Genomic DNA, 19536 nt, shown 5'->3' with positions numbered 1-19536 from the left:
TACTATGTTAAACTAATTTGATATTAGGAGCTAGCGAAGCTGGGCGATAGCAATGTACAAGGTCTGCAATCCGAACCCCACCAAAGCGATCCCGCTGATAATGCGTACGGCTCTTTTCTGTACCCAACGGCAAAATGTACTTGCCGCAATACCTGCACTTAGCAGGGCGGGTAACGTACCTATACCAAAAGCAAACATAATTAAGGCGCCGTCTAGGGCATTTCCTGCTGCAACCGACCAAGTTAACATGCTGTAGACTAAACCACAGGGTAACCATCCCCATAGGCTTCCGGCGATAAATGCATGTCGCTTGTTTTTGATTGGAATAAATTTGTTAGCAATAGGCGAGATGTACTGCCACAGCCATTTTCCGAGGCGTTCTATCTGCACTACACCGGCCCAAATTTGAGCAATGTAGAGGCCGGTGATAATCATCATAAAGCCAGCAAATAGTCTTAGTACCAGCAAATAGGTGTCAACATCAAATAACAAGCCTAATGCACTGGTGCTGGCACCGACTAATGCGCCTGCTATTGTGTAGCTAATTATCCGGCCACTGTTGTAACTTAACAGGTAACCCAACTGTGCAACGAGCTTATTGCCCGTTTGTTGCTTAGGCAGGTTTGCAGATAGTGCGCCAACTAGCCCACCGCACATACCAATGCAATGACCGGCGCCCATGATCCCCACAAGTAATGCGCCAATTAAGCTATAGTCATTCACTTTTAGCGCTCTTTTGTTTAGTAGCCTCTTGTTGAGCTGTATCGGTTTTCGCACTAGTTGCTGCTGAGGAGGATTCAGTGCCCTGGGGAGCGGCATTTTCAGCCTGTGAACTAGACGTTTTGAGGTTAGTTGTATTAGCCAGGGGATCAGACAGGTTGCTTGACGTATTGTGCTGGCTAGCATTGTCACTTTGCGCTTTGTCGTCTTCAAAGAGTATCGATACGCTTTGCTTTTCAAGATCATCAAACTGATCAGACTTTACAGCCCAAAAGAAGATCCCAACGGCAACCAAAACAAAAAGCATGGCAATTGGGATTAGGACATAGATAATACTCATAAACGAACCTTAAGTAGTCTTAGGCTATTACTGACAACAATGAGTGAACTGGCGGACATGCCTATTGCTGCAACGTATGGAGCGACGTGACCGGTTACGGCCAACGGAATTATAAACAGGTTGTATCCAAGCGCCCAGAATAAATTCTGTTTGATGATCCGCCCGGTAGATTTGGCCACTTGGACCGCATCGGCAAAGCGTGAAAGGTTATCACCCAACAAGATAATATCTGCACTGTTTTTAGAAATCGCAGCGCCACTGCCCATCGCAATAGATAAGTTCGCGCCAGCAAGTACAGGCGCATCGTTAATACCATCACCAAACATGGCCACTTGCCCTTGCTGCTGAAATTTGTCAATTAATGCCAGCTTACCTTTGGGTGAAAGCCCTTTGTGCACATCATCAATGCCGAGTCTTTTACCTAATGCTGTTACTTCAGTCGAGTTGTCGCCACTTGCAATACTCAGTTTGCAGCCCATCTGTTTAAGTTGTGCCACGGCTTTAGCGGTATCAGGTCTAACTTCATCATTTAACGTGACCTTAGCTTGAATAACGCCATCACAACTTAACCAAACCGTTGTCGCACTCTCTATAGTATCGGTGCCATTAACAAATTGCTGACTGCCCACTTTAAACGCCTGGCCATTTATCACTCCTGACAGACCATTACCAACCACACTCAGTCTTTGTGTCACGCTAATAGACTTATCGATATGAGCTGTAAACGCTTTGGCAATAGGGTGCAAGGAGCCAGATTCTAATGCCGCAATGTAACCAAGTGCTTCGGCCTTTGATATGTCGCCGGTTAGCTCCACATCACTAATCGACAATGAACCTAAGGTAAGGGTACCGGTTTTATCAAAAACAACATGTTGGATTTTAGGCAATTTTTCAAATATACCAGAGCGACGGGTAATGATCCCAAGGCGGGTCATAATCGCTGTTCCACAGGTCACAGCGGTTGGCGTTGCTAAAGCAAGGGCGCAAGGGCAGGTTGCTACTAATACCGATAAAGTGACCCAAAAAGCGTCTTCCGGTGAATAGAAATACCAAAACAGATAGGTCAATGTGGCAATCAGTAAAATAGCCGCAGTAAAGTAATTTGAGAACCTGTCGGCGTATAAGGCGACTTTGGGCTTATTGTTAGATGCTATCTCTTGCAGACGAATAATTTCAGCAACTAACTGATCTTGCCCAAGCGCAGTCACTCTAACTAATATTGGCTGCTCAATGTTAATGGTACCGGCAAACACCTTTGATTCAAGCGCTTTATGTAATGGCATCTGCTCACCCGTTAACATGGCTTCATTTACCGCAGACTCACCTTCAACAACAACACCGTCAGCAGCAATAACGTCACCCGGCTTAACTAAAATGATATCGCCAATAACCAGCCGTTTAGCGGGTACTTCATCAAAACCGTCGTCAGTTTTTAATTGTGCGGTTAACGGTACAAGCTTATGGAGGTTGCTGGAACTCACTGAGGCTTTTTGACGGGCATTTTGCTCAAAGAAACGGCCTAGCAACAAGAAGAAGGTAAACATGGATACCGACTCAAAGTACACTTCGCCAGTACCATTGATGGTTTCAATACAGCTTGCGATATAAGCGCCGCAAATGGCGATACTCACAGAGACGTCCATGTTTAATCTGCCCATCAACAACGAGCGGACGGCACTAAAGTAAAATGGTTGAGCAGAATAAAAAACAACAGGGGCGGCAAATAACATGCTCACCCAACGAAAGTAGTCTCGGTACTCGGTATCCAGATCGCTAAAATAGCCGGAATAAAGGGCGAGGGCGAACATCATCACCTGCATGGTCGCGAAACCTGCAAGGCCGAGTCTTAATAAAAATTTACGACTGTCTTTCTTACTTTTAGTTTCTTGTTCGTCGACTTGAAACGGCGCTGCTTGGTAGCCAATATGGCTAATTTGATTGAGAATTTCGCTGAGTTTGATTTTGTCACTGTCCCACGCGATCAAAGCACGCTGCGTGGTTGAGTTAACTTGAATGTTAGCGATGCCATTAAGCTTATTAATCTTATGTTCAATCAGCCAAGCACAGGCAGCGCAAGTGATCCCATCAACCGTTAACGAGACTTCATTTAACGCATCTCTTTGTTGAATAAAGTCTTGCTGCACTTCTGGTAAGTCATAAGCACTGAAATTTGATAACTCTTCAGGCACCAACGCAGTTTGCTTATTACCAGGCTCTGTACGGAACTTATAGTAATTGGTCAGTCCAGCATCGATAATCGCTTGCGACACTGCTTGGCAACCTGGGCAGCACATTAGCTGCTCCACTTCGTTAATGGTGGTTGTGAATTGCTGACCAGTTAAAACGGGTTCGCTACAATGAAAGCAGCTTGTTTGACTCATGGGATGTTATTCTTTTTGTAAGTATTTGAAAAACCCGCTGCAGATGCGAACGGGTTAGGGCATAAACTAATTAGTTTAACCAGTACTGTTGATCATCTTTTAGCGTTACGCGTTGCTGTATACGCCAAGTTTGATCATAACCTTCAATTCTGACGTCCCAAGGGCCTTCAATACTCTGCGTTAAATCAATTCGATATACGCCATTGGCATCAGCGGTGACAATTTGCGAGAAATCTCGTTCTTCAAGAGTCGGGTGATAAAAGCTAATGCTTAAGCCTGCAAGATAGGTATCGCCACCTTGTTGAGACAGCTCAACGTATTTGTCATCAAACTCTAGCATGTAGTTCATGCCAAGCTGCTTAGCATGCTTTATCTTTCGAAGGTCAATATTAATGCCTTTACCTTCTTTATAGTATTCTTCGGTAACCAATGGGTCTTGGTTGTTAAAAGCAACCCAAAATAAATTGATACTTGCGACCACGGCACATAATGGCAGTATGATAAGAAACCAAGGCCAGAACTGTTTATACCAGGGTTGTGGAGTCGACATTATTTACCGCCTTTACTTATTAGAATAGTTGTTAAATGCTGGGAAAAAAGAACGCATATTTTACCCAAAAAACTGTGATTTAGCACTTAAAAAAAAGGCCTCGTTGGTGACGAGGCCTTATTAGTACACTAGATGTTACTCTGGTGTAATTACTTGTTTGACAAGCTGTAAACGTAAGCTGTGATTACGTGAACTTTTTCTTCACCTAATACATCTTTCCATGCAGGCATAACACCTGTACGACCGTTCTGAATTGACTGCTCGATAGCGCCACGACTTCCGCCGTAGACCCACGCATTGTCAGTTAGGTTAGGTGCACCCATAAACTTGTTACCGGTGCCGTCCATACCATGACAGGCAAAACAGCCTTTCATAAATGAACCCTGTCCTTGAGCTGCAAGTGCTGCATCGTGCTCACGACCAGATAGGCTTACAACGTATTCAGCTAGACCGGTAATCTCACTGTCTTCAATCGGTAAACCACCTTTTGGCGGCATCATACCGTGACGACCGTTCATGATTGAGGTCTTAATCGTTGCCAGCTCACCACCATATAACCAAGCGTTGTCGGTTAGGTTAGGGAAGCCTTTGCTACCACGCGCGTCACTACCATGACACATTGCACAGTTTTGTAAGAATAGACGTCCACCCACTTTTAGGGCTTCTTCATTCTTAACTAACTCTTCCAATGGCGTATCAGCATATGCCTTGAAGATAGGACCAAACTTTTCGTCTGCGTGCTTAACTTCTTGGTCATACTGTACCCAACGCCCTTCATTTTGAGCGTCAATAACAGCTTGCTTTGACTCTTCAATAGTACGAACGCTTTGGTTAGCACTTGTCCAACCTAATAAGCCTTTGAAACTACCAAGTCCTGGGTACAGTGCCAAATAGATAACACTGAATACGATGGTAATGTAGAACATATAACTCCACCACTTAGGTAGTGGGTTGTTTAGTTCTTCAATACCGTCGAAGCTGTGACCCATTGATTCGCCTTCTTCTACGCCCGTGTCGTTCTTAGAACAAGCACGAAGTAGAACAATACAACCAATGATTACCACAACGGTGAGTACGATAATCCATACACTCCAGAAGTTACTCATCACTTTTGTTCTCCTGAGTCCTTCGATACCGAGATTTTCTCATCATCTGAGAAAACTAGGTTAGCTGCATCGTCGAATTGTTTCTTACGACTAGCGCTATATGCCCAGGCAAATATACCGATGAAGGTCACCATTACAACGATAGTAATAATTCCACGTAATGTGCCGTAATCCATATTTTGCCTCCTTATTTAAGCGCGTGGCCAAGTGATTGCAGATATGCGATCAATGCGTCCAGCTCAGTCTTACCTTTCACAGCGTCTTTAGCGCCAGCAATCTCTTCAGCTGTATACAACTTATGAGTTGGGTGAAAGTTTTGCAGGATTTCCATCTTCTCACCGGTCAAATCACCAGTAAGGATGTTTTCTGCTAACCAAGGGTACGCAGGCATATTTGACTGAGGTACAACAGCGCGAGGATCAATTAAGTGAACCTCATGCCATTTGTCACTGTAACGACCGCCAACACGGGCTAGATCTGGACCTGTACGCTTAGAGCCCCACTGGAATGGGTGATCCCAAACTGACTCGCCAGCTACAGAGTAGTGGCCATAACGTTCAGTTTCTGCGCGAAGAGGACGGATCATCTGGCTGTGACAGCCATAACAGCCCTCACGAACATAGATGTCACGACCTTCAATCTGCATTGCCGTATAAGGGATCTGACCTTCTAATGGCTCAGTTGTATCTTCTTGGAACAGTAGGGGTGTAATCTCAACCAAGCTACCAAAGCTGATTGCGATAACAGTAAAGATCCCTAATAGACCGATGTTTTTCTCAACTAGCTCATGATTAAATTTCATCGTATCTACTCCTTAAGCTGCTTTTGCTTCAGCAATTGCTGGCAAAGAATCTTTAGGGGCCTTAACAGTACGCAGTACGTTGTATGCCATTATGAACATACCTGTAAGGAAGAATACACCACCTAGGAAACGTACAAAGTAGAACGGGTAAGAGGCTTCTAAGCTTTCAACAAAGCTATAAGTCAATGTACCGTCAGAGTTAACTGCGCGCCACATTAGACCCTGCATCACACCAGAGATCCACATTGAAACGATATAAAGAACAGTACCGATTGTTGCCAACCAGAAGTGAACGTTAATTAGGCTTGTGCTGTACATACGGCCGTGGCCAAACAGAACTGGGATCAAGTGATACAAAGAACCGATTGAAACCATAGCAACCCAGCCCAATGCACCAGAGTGAACGTGTCCAACAGTCCAGTCAGTGTAATGAGAAAGTGCGTTAACCGTCTTAATTGCCATCATTGGGCCTTCGAAGGTAGACATACCATAGAAAGACAATGAAACAACAAGGAAACGCAAGATTGGGTCAGTACGAAGTTTGTGCCAGGCACCAGATAAAGTCATGATACCGTTAATCATACCACCCCAAGACGGAGCGAATAGGATTAGAGACATCACCATACCAAGTGACTGTGTCCAGTCTGGAAGCGCTGTATAGTGTAGGTGGTGAGGACCAGCCCAGATATACAAAGCAATCAATGCCCAGAAGTGAACGATAGATAGACGGTACGAGTAAACTGGTCGGCCAGCTTGCTTAGGAACGAAGTAGTACATCATACCTAGGAAGCCTGCAGTTAGCAGGAAGCCCACCGCGTTGTGACCATACCACCACTGGACCATCGCATCTACTGCACCACTATAGAGTGAGTAAGACTTAGTCATCGTTAACGGTACAGCCATAGAGTTAACTATGTGAAGTACTGCTACTGTGATAATAAAGGCACCAAAGAACCAGTTCGCCACATAAATGTGGGACGTTGTTCGTTTAATGATAGTACCGAAGAAAACCACAGCATAGGAAACCCATACGACGGTAATTGCGATATCAATTGGCCATTCTAATTCAGCGTATTCTTTACCACTGGTAATACCAAGCGGCAAACTAATGGCTGCTGAAAGAATGATGGCTTGCCAACCCCAGAACGTAAATGCAGCTAACTTAGGTGCAAATAGTCGAGTTTGACAGGTGCGTTGAACGATATAATAGGATGTGGCGAAAAGGGCTGAAGTGCCAAACGCAAAAATCACGGCATTCGTATGTAGTGGTCGTAGACGACTATACGTTAACCATGACGTTTCGAAGTTTAGCTGCGGCCAGATCAACTGAGCTGCAATTAATACACCTACTGACATACCAACAATTCCCCATAACACGGTAGTTAGGGCAAATTGACGGACGACAGTGTAGTTGTAATCAGCGCCTTGAGGCTGGGAATGGTTCATCATATTGCTTCCACTGCTTATTACTTATACTTATTGTTGTGTAGAGTAAAGCTCTACCCGTATATATGACAAAAACCATGCTACCTAACGGAAACATAGGTTATGTGTCAATGTGTAACCTTACATTTCATGAAGTAACGCAAGGCAAAGCAATGATACTTGAGCTATATCAAAAAAGATAGGAATTACCCCTCCAGATAAGTTGATCTAGATCAAGGTACTCAATAGAATGTTAAAACAAATGATGTAAAGGTTAAATAACGTGCAAGTCACTCACAAATCAACACTATTAAGAATTCTATACAGCCTCATCCCGGTCGCATTTTTACTGGGGTGTGAGCCAAAAAGCCAAGATGTTACACCGTCAACTCCTGTAGATATAAGTCTTTGCAGTTTTAAAACGGGTCCATGCATCAAAACGGTTGCCGATGTTGACATCGAGTTAAGCCTTAACCCTTGGCAGGCGCCGAGTGAACAGCCTATACAGATGACACTGCATACCTCGACACCCTTAAGTAATGTTAAGGTTAAATTACAGGGTAGAGACATGTTTATGGGCATTATTCCGGTAAATTTGACCCAAATGGGAGAAAATGACTATAACGCACCACTAATATACGGTTCGTGTAGTAGTGGCTATATGGTTTGGAGTGCAGTAGTCAGTTTTGAGCACAATGGCGTAGAGTCATTTACCACTTTTGACTTTTTGGCCGATAGCCCTGAGTAGGCCTGAACAAGATAATCAGGGTAATTTTTAGTGCACTGCTTATTAAGAGTGCACGGCTTATTAAATAGTGTGCTGCTTATTCATCGTTTCGGCCTGTTGATTAATAGTAAACACTCAAGCACTAGCACAGATTAAGCACACCAAGCTTTGGGTTTAGCTTTGGGTGTAGGTTAAACAATGCTCAGTTATCACGCATTCACAAAACAGTTGTTGATAATCATTCTCATGTGGGTATATTGTTTTTAAATGAATCGCATTGGGAGGTTTCATCATGACCACTCCAACCGGACAGTTAAATATCAGTATCTCTGAAGACAAAATAGCTAAGCTTATCCAGCAAGGTGTACTTTGCGCCGCAGATTTCAAATGCCTCGATAGCGACACCAAAAAAGCGGTTTGGCAACTTTGTTTATGGAGCTGTGAGAAACGCATTCACTGCGACAAGCAGTGCCAAGACCATTGTAAAAACCAATGCGCTATTGTCGAAAGCTCTGATCTGCAAAAAACTGATGTACTAAGCTCTGATGTACAAAGCTCTGAGCTGATCTTAATGTCGCAAACTGTTACATAAGTTGTGACATAAACTGTGATAGAAACCTTAAGCATGCACACATTGATCGCTTGTTAAGCGATACGCCCATTTAAGCCGGTTAAACCCTAAATAACCATATCGCTTCTTCATCTTACTGATTAAGATAGTGATATACGGATTGTTACTGGCTCTATTTATGCAATTACCCCCGGTTATCCCATTTTTTGATTCCATCGATTTTATTCAACAGGGTAATCCCGTTGTTAATCAACGCATCACTCAACTTAGCTTGAGCTCACTCGATGAAGCTGGGCTCGCCTACGAGTTAGCCACCGATTGGCTGTTTGAGCAAAAGTACAATGAAAACAACTATAAAGCTTATAGAAGCGAACTGACGACATTTTTACATTGGTGTTTTGATGTGATTAAACTGAACGTTAGTGCAATAGGGCGCAAAGAGATCGGCCTGTATGTCGACTATTGCAAGCACCCGCCGTTAGCCCTTATTGGCTACTTTAATGTCGCCCAATTTAAACAAGATAATACCAGCGACATAAGAACGCCCAATCCAAGCTGGCTTCCTTTTAGAGGCTGCAAGGTCGATGGCCAGATAAAACCCTATGTCCTCAGTGATAGCGCACTCAAAACAAAGATAGCCATTTTATCTAGCTTTTATAGCTACTTAATGGGAGAGGACTATTGTGAGCGGAACCCAGCGCAGATGTGGCTCAATAAGAGCCGCTTTTCATCTAGCCGAAAATACCGCCTCAACACAGACGACGATAATCAGTTGGCATTTACCGAGTTGCAGTGGTCCTACATTATGTCAACGGTAGAGAAACTCGCCAAAGCACAGCCTGAATTACACCAACGTAGTTTGTTCCTCATTAAGCTTATCTACTCCTGCTATCTGCGCGTATCAGAAGTCTCTGCCAGGGCGGGTTACTCACCGGTGATGAGCCAGTTTAAACAAAACCGTCACTCTGGGATCTGGAGTTTTCATATCCCTAAGAGTAAAGGTGGCAAGAGTCGAAGCGTGGCGATATCTAAAGCATTATTAGCTGCGTTAGTGGATTATCGACGTTACCTAAAGCTGTCAGATTATCCCTCTGCTACTGAGCAACATCCATTAATCGTACGTCAAAAAGCCGCTGGGCGAGGGCGCGAAGTTGGCAATGTAAATGCAAACCTCGGAATACGCCATATCCGAGACGAAGTCGATAAGATCATCGAAATAGCGGCGATTAGCATCGAAACTGACGGTTTTATTGAAGATGCCCTACAAATGCGCGGCTTAAGTATCCACAATATTCGTCACACCGGCATTACCCACGACATCAATATTAACGGTCGTCCGTTATCACACGTACAAGCCGATGCTGGACACGAGAGTATCGACACCACCTCGCAATATTTGCACACCACTCAGATAGAACGTCACGAGAGTGCCCAGAACAAACCGCTAGATTATCTGCAGGGGATTGACACTTAGTGCCTTAATAGAGTCAATATAATAAAACTCTTCCACCATATGACCCGTTTAATCAATATTAAGCGTACTACTTGACGCTCTTATATTTCACATATGAAGGGTTTGACCCTTCATATGTGAGTTCTTATCTTACTTCAATATCATTATTATTATTTTAATTGTCATCAAGTACCTACTCATGGGCTGTATATTTGCTGACGGTCATTGTGAATTGAAGGAGATTTAAAATGAAAGATAAACGTAACTCAAGTGCAACCGATAATATAGAGATCGATCAGTCTAAGCGCGCCACGCTGACAAAAATGGCTGTAGGAGCTGCTGCCATTCCATTTGCCTCAATATTACATGCGGCCCCAGAAAAGCTGTTGAACCAAGATATTAAACTAATGGCCAATGAAATAGGGCCTTTTGATATTGTCATCAAAAATGGCCGCGTGATTGACCCTGAAACTAAGTTCGATGGGATTCGAAATGTGGGAATTAAAGGTAAACGTATTGCCGCAATTTCTGATAACAAGCTACATGGTAATAAAGTCATTGATGCCACTGGATTAGTGGTAGCACCAGGTTTTATTGACATGCATGCTCATGGTCAACAAGTTCCTGCTGCTCGTGCACAAGCATTCGACGGTGTCACCACAGCAATGGAGATGGAGTCAGGCTTGCTGCCAATTAGTAAGTACTATGATGATTGCGCCAAAGAGGGACGCCCCATTAATTATGGCGCATCGGTAGCATGGACTTATGCCCGTGTGATGGCGAAAGAGAAAGACGTTTCGCCAGCAGATGGCACCATCATTTGGTTCCAAAAAGCGTTTGCCTTAACAAATTGGCAAAATACCTTAGCGACGGATGAGGAATTACAGCAGATTTTATCTTCAGTTGAGCAAGGTCTCAAAGAGGGCGGTTTAGGGATCGGAATTAATGCCGGTTATGCACCAGGCTATGGTCATAAAGAGTATTATCAACTGGCCAAACTTGCTAAAAGCTATGAGGTACCCACTTATACTCATGTGCGATACCTAAATAGTGCTGAGCCAAAATCCAGTTTTGAAGCCTATCAAGAGTTGATTAGTCTGTCCGCGACCACTGGTGCGCACATGCATATCTGTCACTTGAATAGTACGTCTGTGCAGGACATTGAAGATTGTGCCGATCTAATACAATCAGCTGTTGATAACGGTTTAGCTATCACTACCGAGGCCTATCCTTATGGCGCAGGATCGTCGGCAGTTGGCGCAGAAGTGTTCCGCGGTGACGATTGGTTACAGCGTTGGGGCGTGCCAAGTGCCAGTTATATGGAAACTAACGGTAAAGCGTTAACGCAGGAAAAAGTCACCGAGCTGCAAGCGACCGCACCAGGAACCGTTGTAGTGATGCATTTTTTGAAACCTGACGAGAGCAAAGATGATCGCCATAAGATGGATCGTTCAGTGCTATTTCCAGGTGCAGCTATTGCCTCTGATGCAATGCCTTGGCTTAACAGCAAAGGTGAGCTAATTCAAGGTGATATATGGCCACTACCAGCCGATGCATTTGCGCATCCTCGCTCGCTTTGTTGCTATTCAAGGTTCATCAATAAATATGTTAACGAGTATAAAGCTGTATCGCTGGTGGAGGCGATGGAGCGTACTAGTTTAAATGCTTGTCGTATTCTTGAAGATTCAATTCCACAGATGAAAAACAAAGGTCGAGTTCAGGTCGGTAAGGATGCAGATTTAGCCATTTTCAAGTTAGAAGAGGTAAAAGACACAGCCACTTTTACTCACCCTAACATGTTAGCGGCGGGGATGAAGTATCTGTTGGTTAACGGATCACTACTGATAGAGAAAGGTGAACTAAAACTTGATGCGATGCCAGGTGAACCTGTTCGTCGTGATGTATCGGCGTAATTAGCAATAAGAAAGGGTAGGGAGATAAGCCCTAACCTTCATCATTTACAGACACATTTTACCCAAATTTAGAGAGAGCACGTTATGAATAAACAACCAATTCCAGTGACGATATTAGCCGGATTTTTAGGCGCAGGTAAAACCACTCTGTTAAACCATATTCTTACCAACGCAAACGGTATGCGCATGGCGGTTATCGTTAACGATTTTGGCTCTATTAATGTCGATGCCGAGTTGGTTAAATCCCAAAGCGACAACATGATTAGCTTAGAGAATGGCTGCATATGCTGCAATCTTGCTGAAGGTCTGGTTGTATCAGTTATGCGTTTACTGTCGCTTGAGGAGCGCCCCGACCACATCATCGTTGAAACTTCGGGGATTGCCGAGCCTAAAGAAGTTGCGTTGAAGTTTGAAGACCCTGAATTACAAGCCCATGCGCCGCTTAATGCTATCGTTACGACTATTGATGCCGCCAATGTACTTTCTTTGGAAGGACCTATGGCCAACTTGGCTGAGCAGCAAATTCAAGTCGCTGATATTGTATTGGTTAATAAAGTTGATTTGATCGAAAGTGAGCAACTCGAAGTTGTCAAAACCTGGTGTCGCACGCAAGCCCCTTTTGCTAAGTTAGTCGATATTGAATTTGCTAAAGTCGATTTACCGATTCTATTTGATGTACCTGAAAGGCTACCTCAAGCGATTTCTCTGCATGACGACTTTTGTTTACACCAACGTCATGACCACAGCCAATGCAAGCATCATGACCATGAACGCGATAGCCACGCCCACCATCATCATGTAAATCATAGTTTCGACACCTTTAGTTTTGAGACCGATCAGCCCTTGTCTTTGCAAAGTCTGTATCCACTACTTCAGCAGTTTTCAGTCGATGCTTATCGTATGAAAGGCATCTTAAACCTAATTGATCGTCCAGAGCATCGCTGTATTTTCCAATGTACAGGCCAGCGTGCCAATGTCACTGTGGGTGAGCCATGGGATGCCGATGAAAAGCGTTCAACACGTTTAGTTTTTATAGCTCCGATAGGTGGCATGGATGAAATTCAGATGCGCCAAAAATTAGCCCGTTTAGTGAGTTGAATGTAACTCAACCATAGTCTTGTGTACTCAAATTTGCGTGTTAGCAAGCAAAATGTTGCTTCCATGGTACGGCAAAGCTATAACCCAAAATAAGATAAATGAGTTACGTCAAACTAATTTTGATTAAATCGTCGTCATTAATTTAAAGCCAGATGTTTAAAATGAAGATCTACGCATGATCGAACTCGCATTGCTATTTGTTGGTGCGGATATAGCCTTATATGCCATGTGAGGGTGAACAGTAAGGGCATTAATTGAAGGCATTATGTGCCTTTACCCGTGAGACCTTGGCAAGTCCGTGTTAGCGGGGGCTTTGCTCGCTTTGTTAATAAATAAGTTAACGGGGGAGTATAAAGCGGTAACATTGATAGAAGTTATGTTACGTACTCGTTTAAATGCTAATTGGACTATCGAACCTACATCCCCAAAATGCGTAATATAGGACGTTTGTAAGTCGGTAAATATGCTGAACACGTCGTATTCGATCTCAATCACTTTAAAGATCTCACAACCTTCAACTGCAAAACTCATTATCTATGAGCGTGGGGAGTAGCGTAATAATAATGCAGTGAATGATTTGTATCCTTAATAAGCACTCAATACACTTTTGTATGGTTCGATCCATCAATTGCGATTAGTTGAGTCTGCAGTTTGCACTAATAATAAGTCCATCAGCAGATTAAATTCGTTCTACTAGTCAGTACCCGATGGCCGCCCCCTTAGCTGTTGACTTTAGTATGTCATGACCTAGCGAATTGGACGACTGTGGTTCAACTTGCTGGCTTAACTGTTCACACTCATACATATCGGCGTGATATTGCTGGGGGTCGACATTTTTGCTATCGACAATGATGTTGGCTTTGGTGTAAGCCGACACAGATATAAGAAGTGCAGTACTCAATAATAATTTTTTTCTGCTCATAATTGACCTATAGATTAAAACGGATCGGACAAGGTTAATGTACCTGAGCCATAGCTATCACCCACATTCCTTTTGAAGGATCAAATCCTTCTATCACCGTGAAGCTTTCCTGATCAAATAGTCGAGTTGTGATTGTAGGGTTTAACCCTTCATATGCGATAAATGGCTTCTCAATTATCTGTATAAAATACCCACAATCAAGAATGTTGCAGTGCTGGTGAGGGGAATACCACTAGCAGTATTTTATCAGTTGGACATAAGGCTGTTGTCCGTTGTTTTCAGTATCACTGTCAGACAGTGGTGATAAGTCATTTGGAGATAGTAATGGGTCACACAAAGTCTTTATCTATGGTGATGTTTTTGTCGATGTTTCTTGTGGCGTGTAGTTCAACACACACCCTTGAAAACCGAGTAACCAAAGATAATTACAGAGCGGTAACGGTTGAGTCTAGTGCAACAGATTTAGCCACTGAACCCTATCGAGTTTGGGCAGACGACTCATCAGAATTTTTGTTTGATCCGCAAGAGGGCACGACGCCGTTGCAGGTGAGTGGCGAAAGGTTAAATATTCTTGCGTTGTCAGGCGGCGGCGCTAACGGAGCATTTGGTGCCGGAATTATTAACGGCTTATACGACAGTAATCAATTGCAGGAGTACAGCATTGTTACTGGCATTAGTGCTGGCTCACTGATGGCGCCATTTGTATTTGTGGGTGGGGATGAGATCCCACGTCTAAAAGGGGTCATGCTTAGCCTTAATGACGACCTTATTTTAGGTAAACGTAATTTTCTAAATACGCTGATTAAGGATGCATTTACCGATGGACAAAAGATGTTTGAATTTATCCAGAGCGTCTACACGGCAGAAATGATTGAGCAGATTGCTGTGCAGCATCAGTCTGGTCGTCGGTTATTTATTGGCAGCACTCATTTTGACTCTGAAGAGCTGGTTGTTTGGAACCTTGGTCGCATTGCCGAGAGTGATCTACCTAACAAGGTCACATTGATCCATCAAATTCTGGCCGCGAGTTCATCAATACCAGGGGTGTTTCCACCACAATTTATTGAGGTTAGCCAAGGTGATAAGACCCTTGAAGAGCTACATGTTGATGGCGGACTTACGGTGCAAATGTTTTTCGAAGTGGTCAATGTTGATTACGGCAAGATCAATGAGGCTTTGGGTTTAACGACGACGCCACAGGTACATGTTATTCGTAACGGCATGTTAAAAGTTCCCTATCAGGCAACTGAGGATAAGGGTGTTGACTTATTAAGTAGAAGTCTTGGCAGTATGACGATTCAACAAGCTAAAGGTGACCTATATAGAATGCTTTATTTCAGTAAAAATAGTGGGTTAGAACTTTCATTTACTTATATGGATGATGAGTTTAACGCACCTAAATCGACCAAAGATATGTTCGACTTACAGTATATGAAAGCCTTGTACCAGCATGGCTATAGCAAAGCTACATCCACTGAACTTTGGTCAACTGAAGTTCCTTAAACTTACCAAAAGGTAATAATATGAAGAAAACACTTATCACCCTAACACTGCTTACGTTGGCTACGAATGTCTCGGCGACCACATTGGAACAGCGTGAAACGGCGCAGGTGGATCAAGAGATGGAGCAGCTAGTGTCGGTTACTGAGGAGACAGAATTCTTTATCACCATCGATGAAGATGCCAGTTTTGAGCTAATTGAATATAAAGGTTTTATTAAAGAGGTGTTTAGTGAAATCTATATTAGCCGCCAGCAAGCACAAGCGTTTAACCTTGAAACTGCGCATAAGTTTTACGTTTATGGTGAAAAAGATATTGATATTTTGAGCCGTAAAATTGCAGACCGCATCGATGAGCACAGCCCCGCTTTTTTCTCTGTCGATCTATATCGTGATTATCACGGTGATTCTGGTGACTTTAATTACGTCGCTCGGGTTATCGAATACAAATAACATGAGTGACTTAAGTTAAGCCCGCAACTAGTGGGCTTTTTTTGAGACTAGATGATGCTTAAATGCTAAACCCCTCCCGCTACTAAACATCCAGACATAAAAAAGAGCGGTATCAATAACCGCTCCTGTTCATTACCGTTTCTGTTTAGAGTTCAGATCCATCTTCCAGCTGCCTTATAAGCTAGTCTGGCAGTTTGTAGCAATCCCCATAATTAGGATTAGTGTCGAGGCTCTCGTCAGCGGACTGCCAACGAATACTGCCGTCAGACTGTTGAGTGACATGCCAATAGTTGTACTCTTGTGTGCACCAATAAATAGGTGTTGAGTATCTTGGCAAAGGCTTCGCTTTCAATCACAATCCCAAATTCAATATTGAGAAAGACAGAACGAGGGTCAAAAATGGATGAGCCTATATAGGAGATCTTATCGTCAAAAATGAAAGTCCTATTGTGGTAGTAAGTATCGACATGATAAAGATGGTCCTTTATATAGGCATCATCTCTAAATTCATACAGATTTACGCCCATCTTCATTAATATCGGACGATATTCTTCAAAGTCGGCAGGCACAAAGGCAGAATCATTTGACGCAGATGAGTTGTTGATTAAGCTGGCCGCTGCGCCATTATTTACCAGCGTTTCAATAATCTTAAATTTATGCTGCGTGGGGATAACGTAAGGTTTTGAGATCACAGCCTTCTTAGCGCAACTTATTGAGCTATCCATTAATCGCTCAACACGGGTTATGAAATAGGGCTTGTTATCCTGCTGCTTGGCCAATGAGTCAAATACCGGTGTCACTGCGCTGCGGATAAATGCCATGCTGGTTAAGTTGCCGACAGCTGATGCAATCGCATTAACCACCACGGTATTTTGATCTGTAGTTTTTGTTACCACTTGATAAAAGTGGCTGTAATTTTAACTCGTTAAATAGTAATAATCCTGTGGTGTCCTTATTCAAAGAATAAGTAGGTTATATCAACCGAGTGCTGTGCTTGGCGAATGAAGTCGATGCGGTGTGCTAGCGCTTCTGAGGCCGATGGAATAAGGTACACATCGCTTTGGTAAGGATACTGTGCCCAATCTGACTCAAAGGATGCCTCTACTTCTGTATAAGAGGTGGCGCAGCCAGTTAATAGCTGCAAGGACAGTGACACCAACATGATCGCTAGGCACTGCCTAGGTATCTTTATATTCATGAGCTTTTAGATCCTAATTCGGATAATAAAAAGCCAGCTAGGGTTTAACCTAGCTGGCTGATAGAGGGGGATAGATCTTTTGGCTACTTATTGAAGTAGCCTAATAGTAGACCTAAATTTTCTAGGCCAGTTAAACGTCCGTTTCGTAATTTTGGGTCAACACCCGAGTGCTTGGTTTTGTCCCAGCTGGTGACGGTTTCGATATTGCTATCAATGACGATAACATTATCGGTAGCTGTGTCGTACTGATTGTCAGCAAATAGCTCATCACTAAACCAAACGCGTGACATTTTGCTCATTAACTCACTATCTTTATTGGTTGGCTTTACTCGGCTCCCAGCTAGGTTGTATGGCTTGTTAAAGATGAATGGCAACTCTGCACCACTGCACACTTTACCTATACAACTGATTGATTTTATGAGGTCTCCCAGATAGATATTTTCTTCCTCGTTGTAAATTGTCCAGCTATTAAAACTAGCCTGATAGTCAAATTGATATAGGGTGGATGCAACCAAGCCGTTATCACTGGTTTGTTTGGCCTTGATACGTGCAGGGCCGCTGAACAGCATTTCATTGGCCAACTGATTAAACTGCGCCATGTTTGCGGCTGCGCCAGAGAGTTGACTCTCGTCGTTAGGGGCGTAATCGGTCAGTGCAAGTAACTTGTTGGCCAGCTCACTATTGCCTAGTCCAAAGAAGAATTTAACTATGGCCTCGTAGGCGCTACCTGGCAACATATCGCCAAGGTCTACCTGTGCGGCAACTTGCGCAGGTGTCAGCTGCATCAGGCGCTGCCCAAGTTGAGCCAAGTTGTCTTGCGAAGCCAACCAGGTTTGAATAGCCTGTGCTGATGGCTCGATCCCCTCTGGTGCCTCATTCATCTCTTTGATTAACTCAATGATGGTTGGGATTAAAGAGGTTAGGCTAGGCAAAAAGCTGGTGGTGGCGCCATCATCACTGTTAAAACCGACTACCGTAGGTACTGTGTACTCGGTTTGCGCGGGCTGAGTGGTCAGGTGGTAGCCGCTAATTTCAGGTTTCAGGAACGCCTTGGCACGGTACTCTATGTAGGGCGCAAATGGTTTCAGATGGTGCTGTGGTGTTATCTCGCTGTCTAGTTTATTGGCGAAACACAGGCCACTGCCAACCAAATTATCGGTATCGATGCAGTCTATGCCAGACCAGGTGCCGACCGTTGATACAAGTCCAGTTGCTTTAGATTGAACGGCCAGCAGTTCAGTCAGACTGAGCTCAGCTAGGCTTTCTGTTTGGTACAGTTCTGTATTGTATTGGGCCAACTTGCCGTTAAAGGTCTGTGCCTGGCCATAGGATTTATAATCAAATCCATAAGGGTTGCTTTGCATGATCGCGCGCTGGAAAAAACTACCAGTGATATTGTCTTGAGTTTGGCTCTGTTGCAATATCCCCACAGACATTGCGCCAGCGCCTTGGCCGATAAGCGTCACGTTATTAGGGTTACCGCCAAACAAGTCGATGTTTTCATTTACCCATTGCAGTGCACGTTTTTGATCGCCCAAGCCAAAATTACCGCCTTCAGGTGTCTTGCTGCCATCCTGCCAATAGCTGCCCAAAATACCGAGACGGTAGTTGATGGTCACTGCGATAAATGGCTTGCCATCTATTGCGCCCTGCGCCACCACATTGTCACCTTGCACTAAAGGGTCTGAACCTGAACCCACTTCAAAATCGCCGCCGTGAATAAACACGTATACGGGTAATGATTCCGATGCTGTGGTATTTTCAGGACGCCAAATATTGAGGTTGAGGCAATCTTCCGATTGGGCCTGAATAGTTGTTCGGTTTTGCGGGCAGGCATTGCCGAATGATGTGGCATCACTGATCGTGGCCAATGTTGCGAGTTCACTGTGAGCAAAGCGTGCTGCATTGGCATAGGGAAGTCCTTTAAATACCTCAAGTTCGACACGAGCAGGTGCACCATCAATATCATTGACGACAACGGATTCACGCAGTGCTTGCAGGGTGTTATCACCTATCTGCAACGCTACCTGCTCCGTTGGCAAGGGCTCAACTGGTGCAGGTATCTCTGGTGCGGGATCGGGGTTGGTGACTTCTGAATTGTCATCACTACCGCCACACGCAGCTAAAGATAACGAAACAAGTACAGCGAGGGCCGAGCGATAAAACATCGTCATAATAGACTCCATAGTTCAGTTCATTTGGCATTGAGTGCTGACTCACTTGCCTCCACTGGTTTTAAGTCGAGTGGGTATATATGTCAGGGAACACTTCAATTTATGACGCCATTTTAGTTGTTTTTTTGACCATGGAATAATCGCCGATGAAGGATGAAACCCTCTCAACACATATTGGAAAGGTGAAATTCCGTTTGAAAAATG

At 43.9% G+C, this 19536-nt stretch carries 18 protein-coding genes and 1 pseudogene; 7 read left to right on the top strand and 12 right to left on the bottom strand.

Features of this window, described 5'->3' with window-relative positions:
* Positions 1-30: 30 nt before the first annotated feature.
* From ACVBIK_RS04020 to ccoN, 8 genes and pseudogenes are all read right to left on the bottom strand, one after another.
* Entirely contained in the window at positions 31-723 is a 693-nt protein-coding gene (locus ACVBIK_RS04020; RefSeq protein WP_447169162.1) for a sulfite exporter TauE/SafE family protein, read from the bottom strand.
* Between the two features lie 148 nt (positions 724-871).
* Positions 872-1060 (bottom strand): annotated as a pseudogene (gene ccoS, locus ACVBIK_RS04015) (cbb3-type cytochrome oxidase assembly protein CcoS); the annotation flags it as partial.
* Positions 1057-3441: a heavy metal translocating P-type ATPase gene (locus tag ACVBIK_RS04010; RefSeq protein WP_447169161.1), complete on the bottom strand. Its 2385-nt coding sequence runs from the start codon at positions 3439-3441 to the stop codon at positions 1057-1059. The gene ACVBIK_RS04010 and the pseudogene ccoS, both read right to left, overlap by 4 nt.
* 70 nt (positions 3442-3511) lie before the next feature.
* Positions 3512-3991: a FixH family protein gene (locus ACVBIK_RS04005; protein ID WP_447159230.1), complete on the bottom strand. Its 480-nt coding sequence runs from the start codon at positions 3989-3991 to the stop codon at positions 3512-3514.
* Between the two features lie 149 nt (positions 3992-4140).
* Entirely contained in the window at positions 4141-5097 is a 957-nt protein-coding gene (ccoP, locus tag ACVBIK_RS04000; protein ID WP_447159231.1) for a cytochrome-c oxidase, cbb3-type subunit III, read from the bottom strand.
* Positions 5097-5273 carry a cbb3-type cytochrome oxidase subunit 3 gene (locus ACVBIK_RS03995; protein ID WP_447159232.1) on the bottom strand — a complete coding sequence of 59 codons (177 nt, stop codon included), beginning with the start codon at positions 5271-5273 and terminating at the stop codon, positions 5097-5099. Before ACVBIK_RS03995 ends, ccoP begins: the two co-directional genes overlap by 1 nt.
* 11 nt (positions 5274-5284) lie before the next feature.
* Positions 5285-5899, bottom strand: coding sequence for a cytochrome-c oxidase, cbb3-type subunit II (ccoO, locus tag ACVBIK_RS03990; protein ID WP_447159233.1), 615 nt, complete (start codon positions 5897-5899; stop codon positions 5285-5287).
* A 12-nt stretch (positions 5900-5911) separates the two neighbouring features.
* Positions 5912-7348 carry a cytochrome-c oxidase, cbb3-type subunit I gene (ccoN, locus tag ACVBIK_RS03985; protein ID WP_447159234.1) on the bottom strand — a complete coding sequence of 479 codons (1437 nt, stop codon included), beginning with the start codon at positions 7346-7348 and terminating at the stop codon, positions 5912-5914.
* A 259-nt stretch (positions 7349-7607) separates the two neighbouring features.
* On the opposite strand from ccoN, the gene ACVBIK_RS03980 reads away from it, so the two are divergent.
* The 5 genes from ACVBIK_RS03980 to ACVBIK_RS03960 all read left to right on the top strand — a co-directional run bounded on the left by ACVBIK_RS03980 (position 7608) and on the right by ACVBIK_RS03960 (position 13086).
* Entirely contained in the window at positions 7608-8072 is a 465-nt protein-coding gene (locus ACVBIK_RS03980) for a hypothetical protein (RefSeq protein WP_447169160.1), read from the top strand.
* Between the two features lie 271 nt (positions 8073-8343).
* Positions 8344-8643, top strand: coding sequence for a hypothetical protein (locus ACVBIK_RS03975; protein WP_447169159.1), 300 nt, complete (start codon positions 8344-8346; stop codon positions 8641-8643).
* A gap of 157 nt (positions 8644-8800) precedes the next feature.
* Positions 8801-10096, top strand: a complete 1296-nt coding sequence (locus ACVBIK_RS03970) for a tyrosine-type recombinase/integrase (protein ID WP_447169158.1) — start codon at positions 8801-8803, stop codon at positions 10094-10096.
* A gap of 227 nt (positions 10097-10323) precedes the next feature.
* Positions 10324-11988, top strand: coding sequence for an amidohydrolase family protein (locus tag ACVBIK_RS03965; protein WP_447169157.1), 1665 nt, complete (start codon positions 10324-10326; stop codon positions 11986-11988).
* An 84-nt stretch (positions 11989-12072) separates the two neighbouring features.
* Positions 12073-13086: a CobW family GTP-binding protein gene (locus ACVBIK_RS03960; RefSeq protein ID WP_447159239.1), complete on the top strand. Its 1014-nt coding sequence runs from the start codon at positions 12073-12075 to the stop codon at positions 13084-13086.
* Between the two features lie 697 nt (positions 13087-13783).
* Here the strand turns inward: ACVBIK_RS03960 and ACVBIK_RS03955 are convergent.
* Positions 13784-14008: a hypothetical protein gene (locus tag ACVBIK_RS03955; protein ID WP_447169156.1), complete on the bottom strand. Its 225-nt coding sequence runs from the start codon at positions 14006-14008 to the stop codon at positions 13784-13786.
* A 324-nt stretch (positions 14009-14332) separates the two neighbouring features.
* On the opposite strand from ACVBIK_RS03955, the gene ACVBIK_RS03950 reads away from it, so the two are divergent.
* Both ACVBIK_RS03950 and ACVBIK_RS03945 read left to right on the top strand, forming a co-directional pair.
* Entirely contained in the window at positions 14333-15511 is a 1179-nt protein-coding gene (locus tag ACVBIK_RS03950) for a patatin-like phospholipase family protein (RefSeq protein WP_447159244.1), read from the top strand.
* A gap of 20 nt (positions 15512-15531) precedes the next feature.
* Entirely contained in the window at positions 15532-15960 is a 429-nt protein-coding gene (locus ACVBIK_RS03945) for a hypothetical protein (protein WP_447169155.1), read from the top strand.
* A gap of 263 nt (positions 15961-16223) precedes the next feature.
* Here ACVBIK_RS03945 and ACVBIK_RS03940 read toward each other — a convergent pair whose 3' ends face one another.
* The 3 genes from ACVBIK_RS03940 to ACVBIK_RS03930 all read right to left on the bottom strand — a co-directional run bounded on the left by ACVBIK_RS03940 (position 16224) and on the right by ACVBIK_RS03930 (position 19332).
* Positions 16224-16856: a phospholipase D-like domain-containing protein gene (locus ACVBIK_RS03940; protein ID WP_447169154.1), complete on the bottom strand. Its 633-nt coding sequence runs from the start codon at positions 16854-16856 to the stop codon at positions 16224-16226.
* Positions 16857-16912: 56 nt separating this feature from the next.
* Positions 16913-17158, bottom strand: coding sequence for a hypothetical protein (locus tag ACVBIK_RS03935; protein WP_447169153.1), 246 nt, complete (start codon positions 17156-17158; stop codon positions 16913-16915).
* An 83-nt stretch (positions 17159-17241) separates the two neighbouring features.
* On the bottom strand, positions 17242-19332 hold the full coding sequence (locus tag ACVBIK_RS03930) for a carboxylesterase family protein (protein ID WP_447169152.1): 2091 nt from the start codon (positions 19330-19332) through the stop codon (positions 17242-17244).
* Between the last annotated feature and the right edge of the window lie 204 nt (positions 19333-19536).

Source organism: Shewanella sp. 125m-1, assembly GCF_052977065.1.
This window is presented reverse-complemented; position numbering and strand designations above follow the sequence as displayed.

Bases quoted from the DNA above. Each gene is read 5' to 3' on its own strand.
- ACVBIK_RS04010 (WP_447169161.1), bottom strand. From the start codon at position 3,441: ATGAGTCAAACAAGCTGCTTTCATTGTAGCGAACCCGTTTTAACTGGT.
- ACVBIK_RS04005 (WP_447159230.1), bottom strand. From the start codon at position 3,991: ATGTCGACTCCACAACCCTGGTATAAACAGTTCTGGCCTTGGTTTCTT.
- ccoP (WP_447159231.1), bottom strand. From the start codon at position 5,097: ATGAGTAACTTCTGGAGTGTATGGATTATCGTACTCACCGTTGTGGTA.
- ACVBIK_RS03995 (WP_447159232.1), bottom strand. From the start codon at position 5,273: ATGGATTACGGCACATTACGTGGAATTATTACTATCGTTGTAATGGTG.
- ccoO (WP_447159233.1), bottom strand. From the start codon at position 5,899: ATGAAATTTAATCATGAGCTAGTTGAGAAAAACATCGGTCTATTAGGG.
- ccoN (WP_447159234.1), bottom strand. From the start codon at position 7,348: ATGATGAACCATTCCCAGCCTCAAGGCGCTGATTACAACTACACTGTC.
- ACVBIK_RS03975 (WP_447169159.1), top strand. From the start codon at position 8,344: ATGACCACTCCAACCGGACAGTTAAATATCAGTATCTCTGAAGACAAA.
- ACVBIK_RS03970 (WP_447169158.1), top strand. From the start codon at position 8,801: ATGCAATTACCCCCGGTTATCCCATTTTTTGATTCCATCGATTTTATT.
- ACVBIK_RS03965 (WP_447169157.1), top strand. From the start codon at position 10,324: ATGAAAGATAAACGTAACTCAAGTGCAACCGATAATATAGAGATCGAT.
- ACVBIK_RS03960 (WP_447159239.1), top strand. From the start codon at position 12,073: ATGAATAAACAACCAATTCCAGTGACGATATTAGCCGGATTTTTAGGC.
- ACVBIK_RS03955 (WP_447169156.1), bottom strand. From the start codon at position 14,008: ATGAGCAGAAAAAAATTATTATTGAGTACTGCACTTCTTATATCTGTG.
- ACVBIK_RS03950 (WP_447159244.1), top strand. From the start codon at position 14,333: ATGGGTCACACAAAGTCTTTATCTATGGTGATGTTTTTGTCGATGTTT.
- ACVBIK_RS03945 (WP_447169155.1), top strand. From the start codon at position 15,532: ATGAAGAAAACACTTATCACCCTAACACTGCTTACGTTGGCTACGAAT.
- ACVBIK_RS03935 (WP_447169153.1), bottom strand. From the start codon at position 17,158: ATGAATATAAAGATACCTAGGCAGTGCCTAGCGATCATGTTGGTGTCA.
- ACVBIK_RS03930 (WP_447169152.1), bottom strand. From the start codon at position 19,332: ATGACGATGTTTTATCGCTCGGCCCTCGCTGTACTTGTTTCGTTATCT.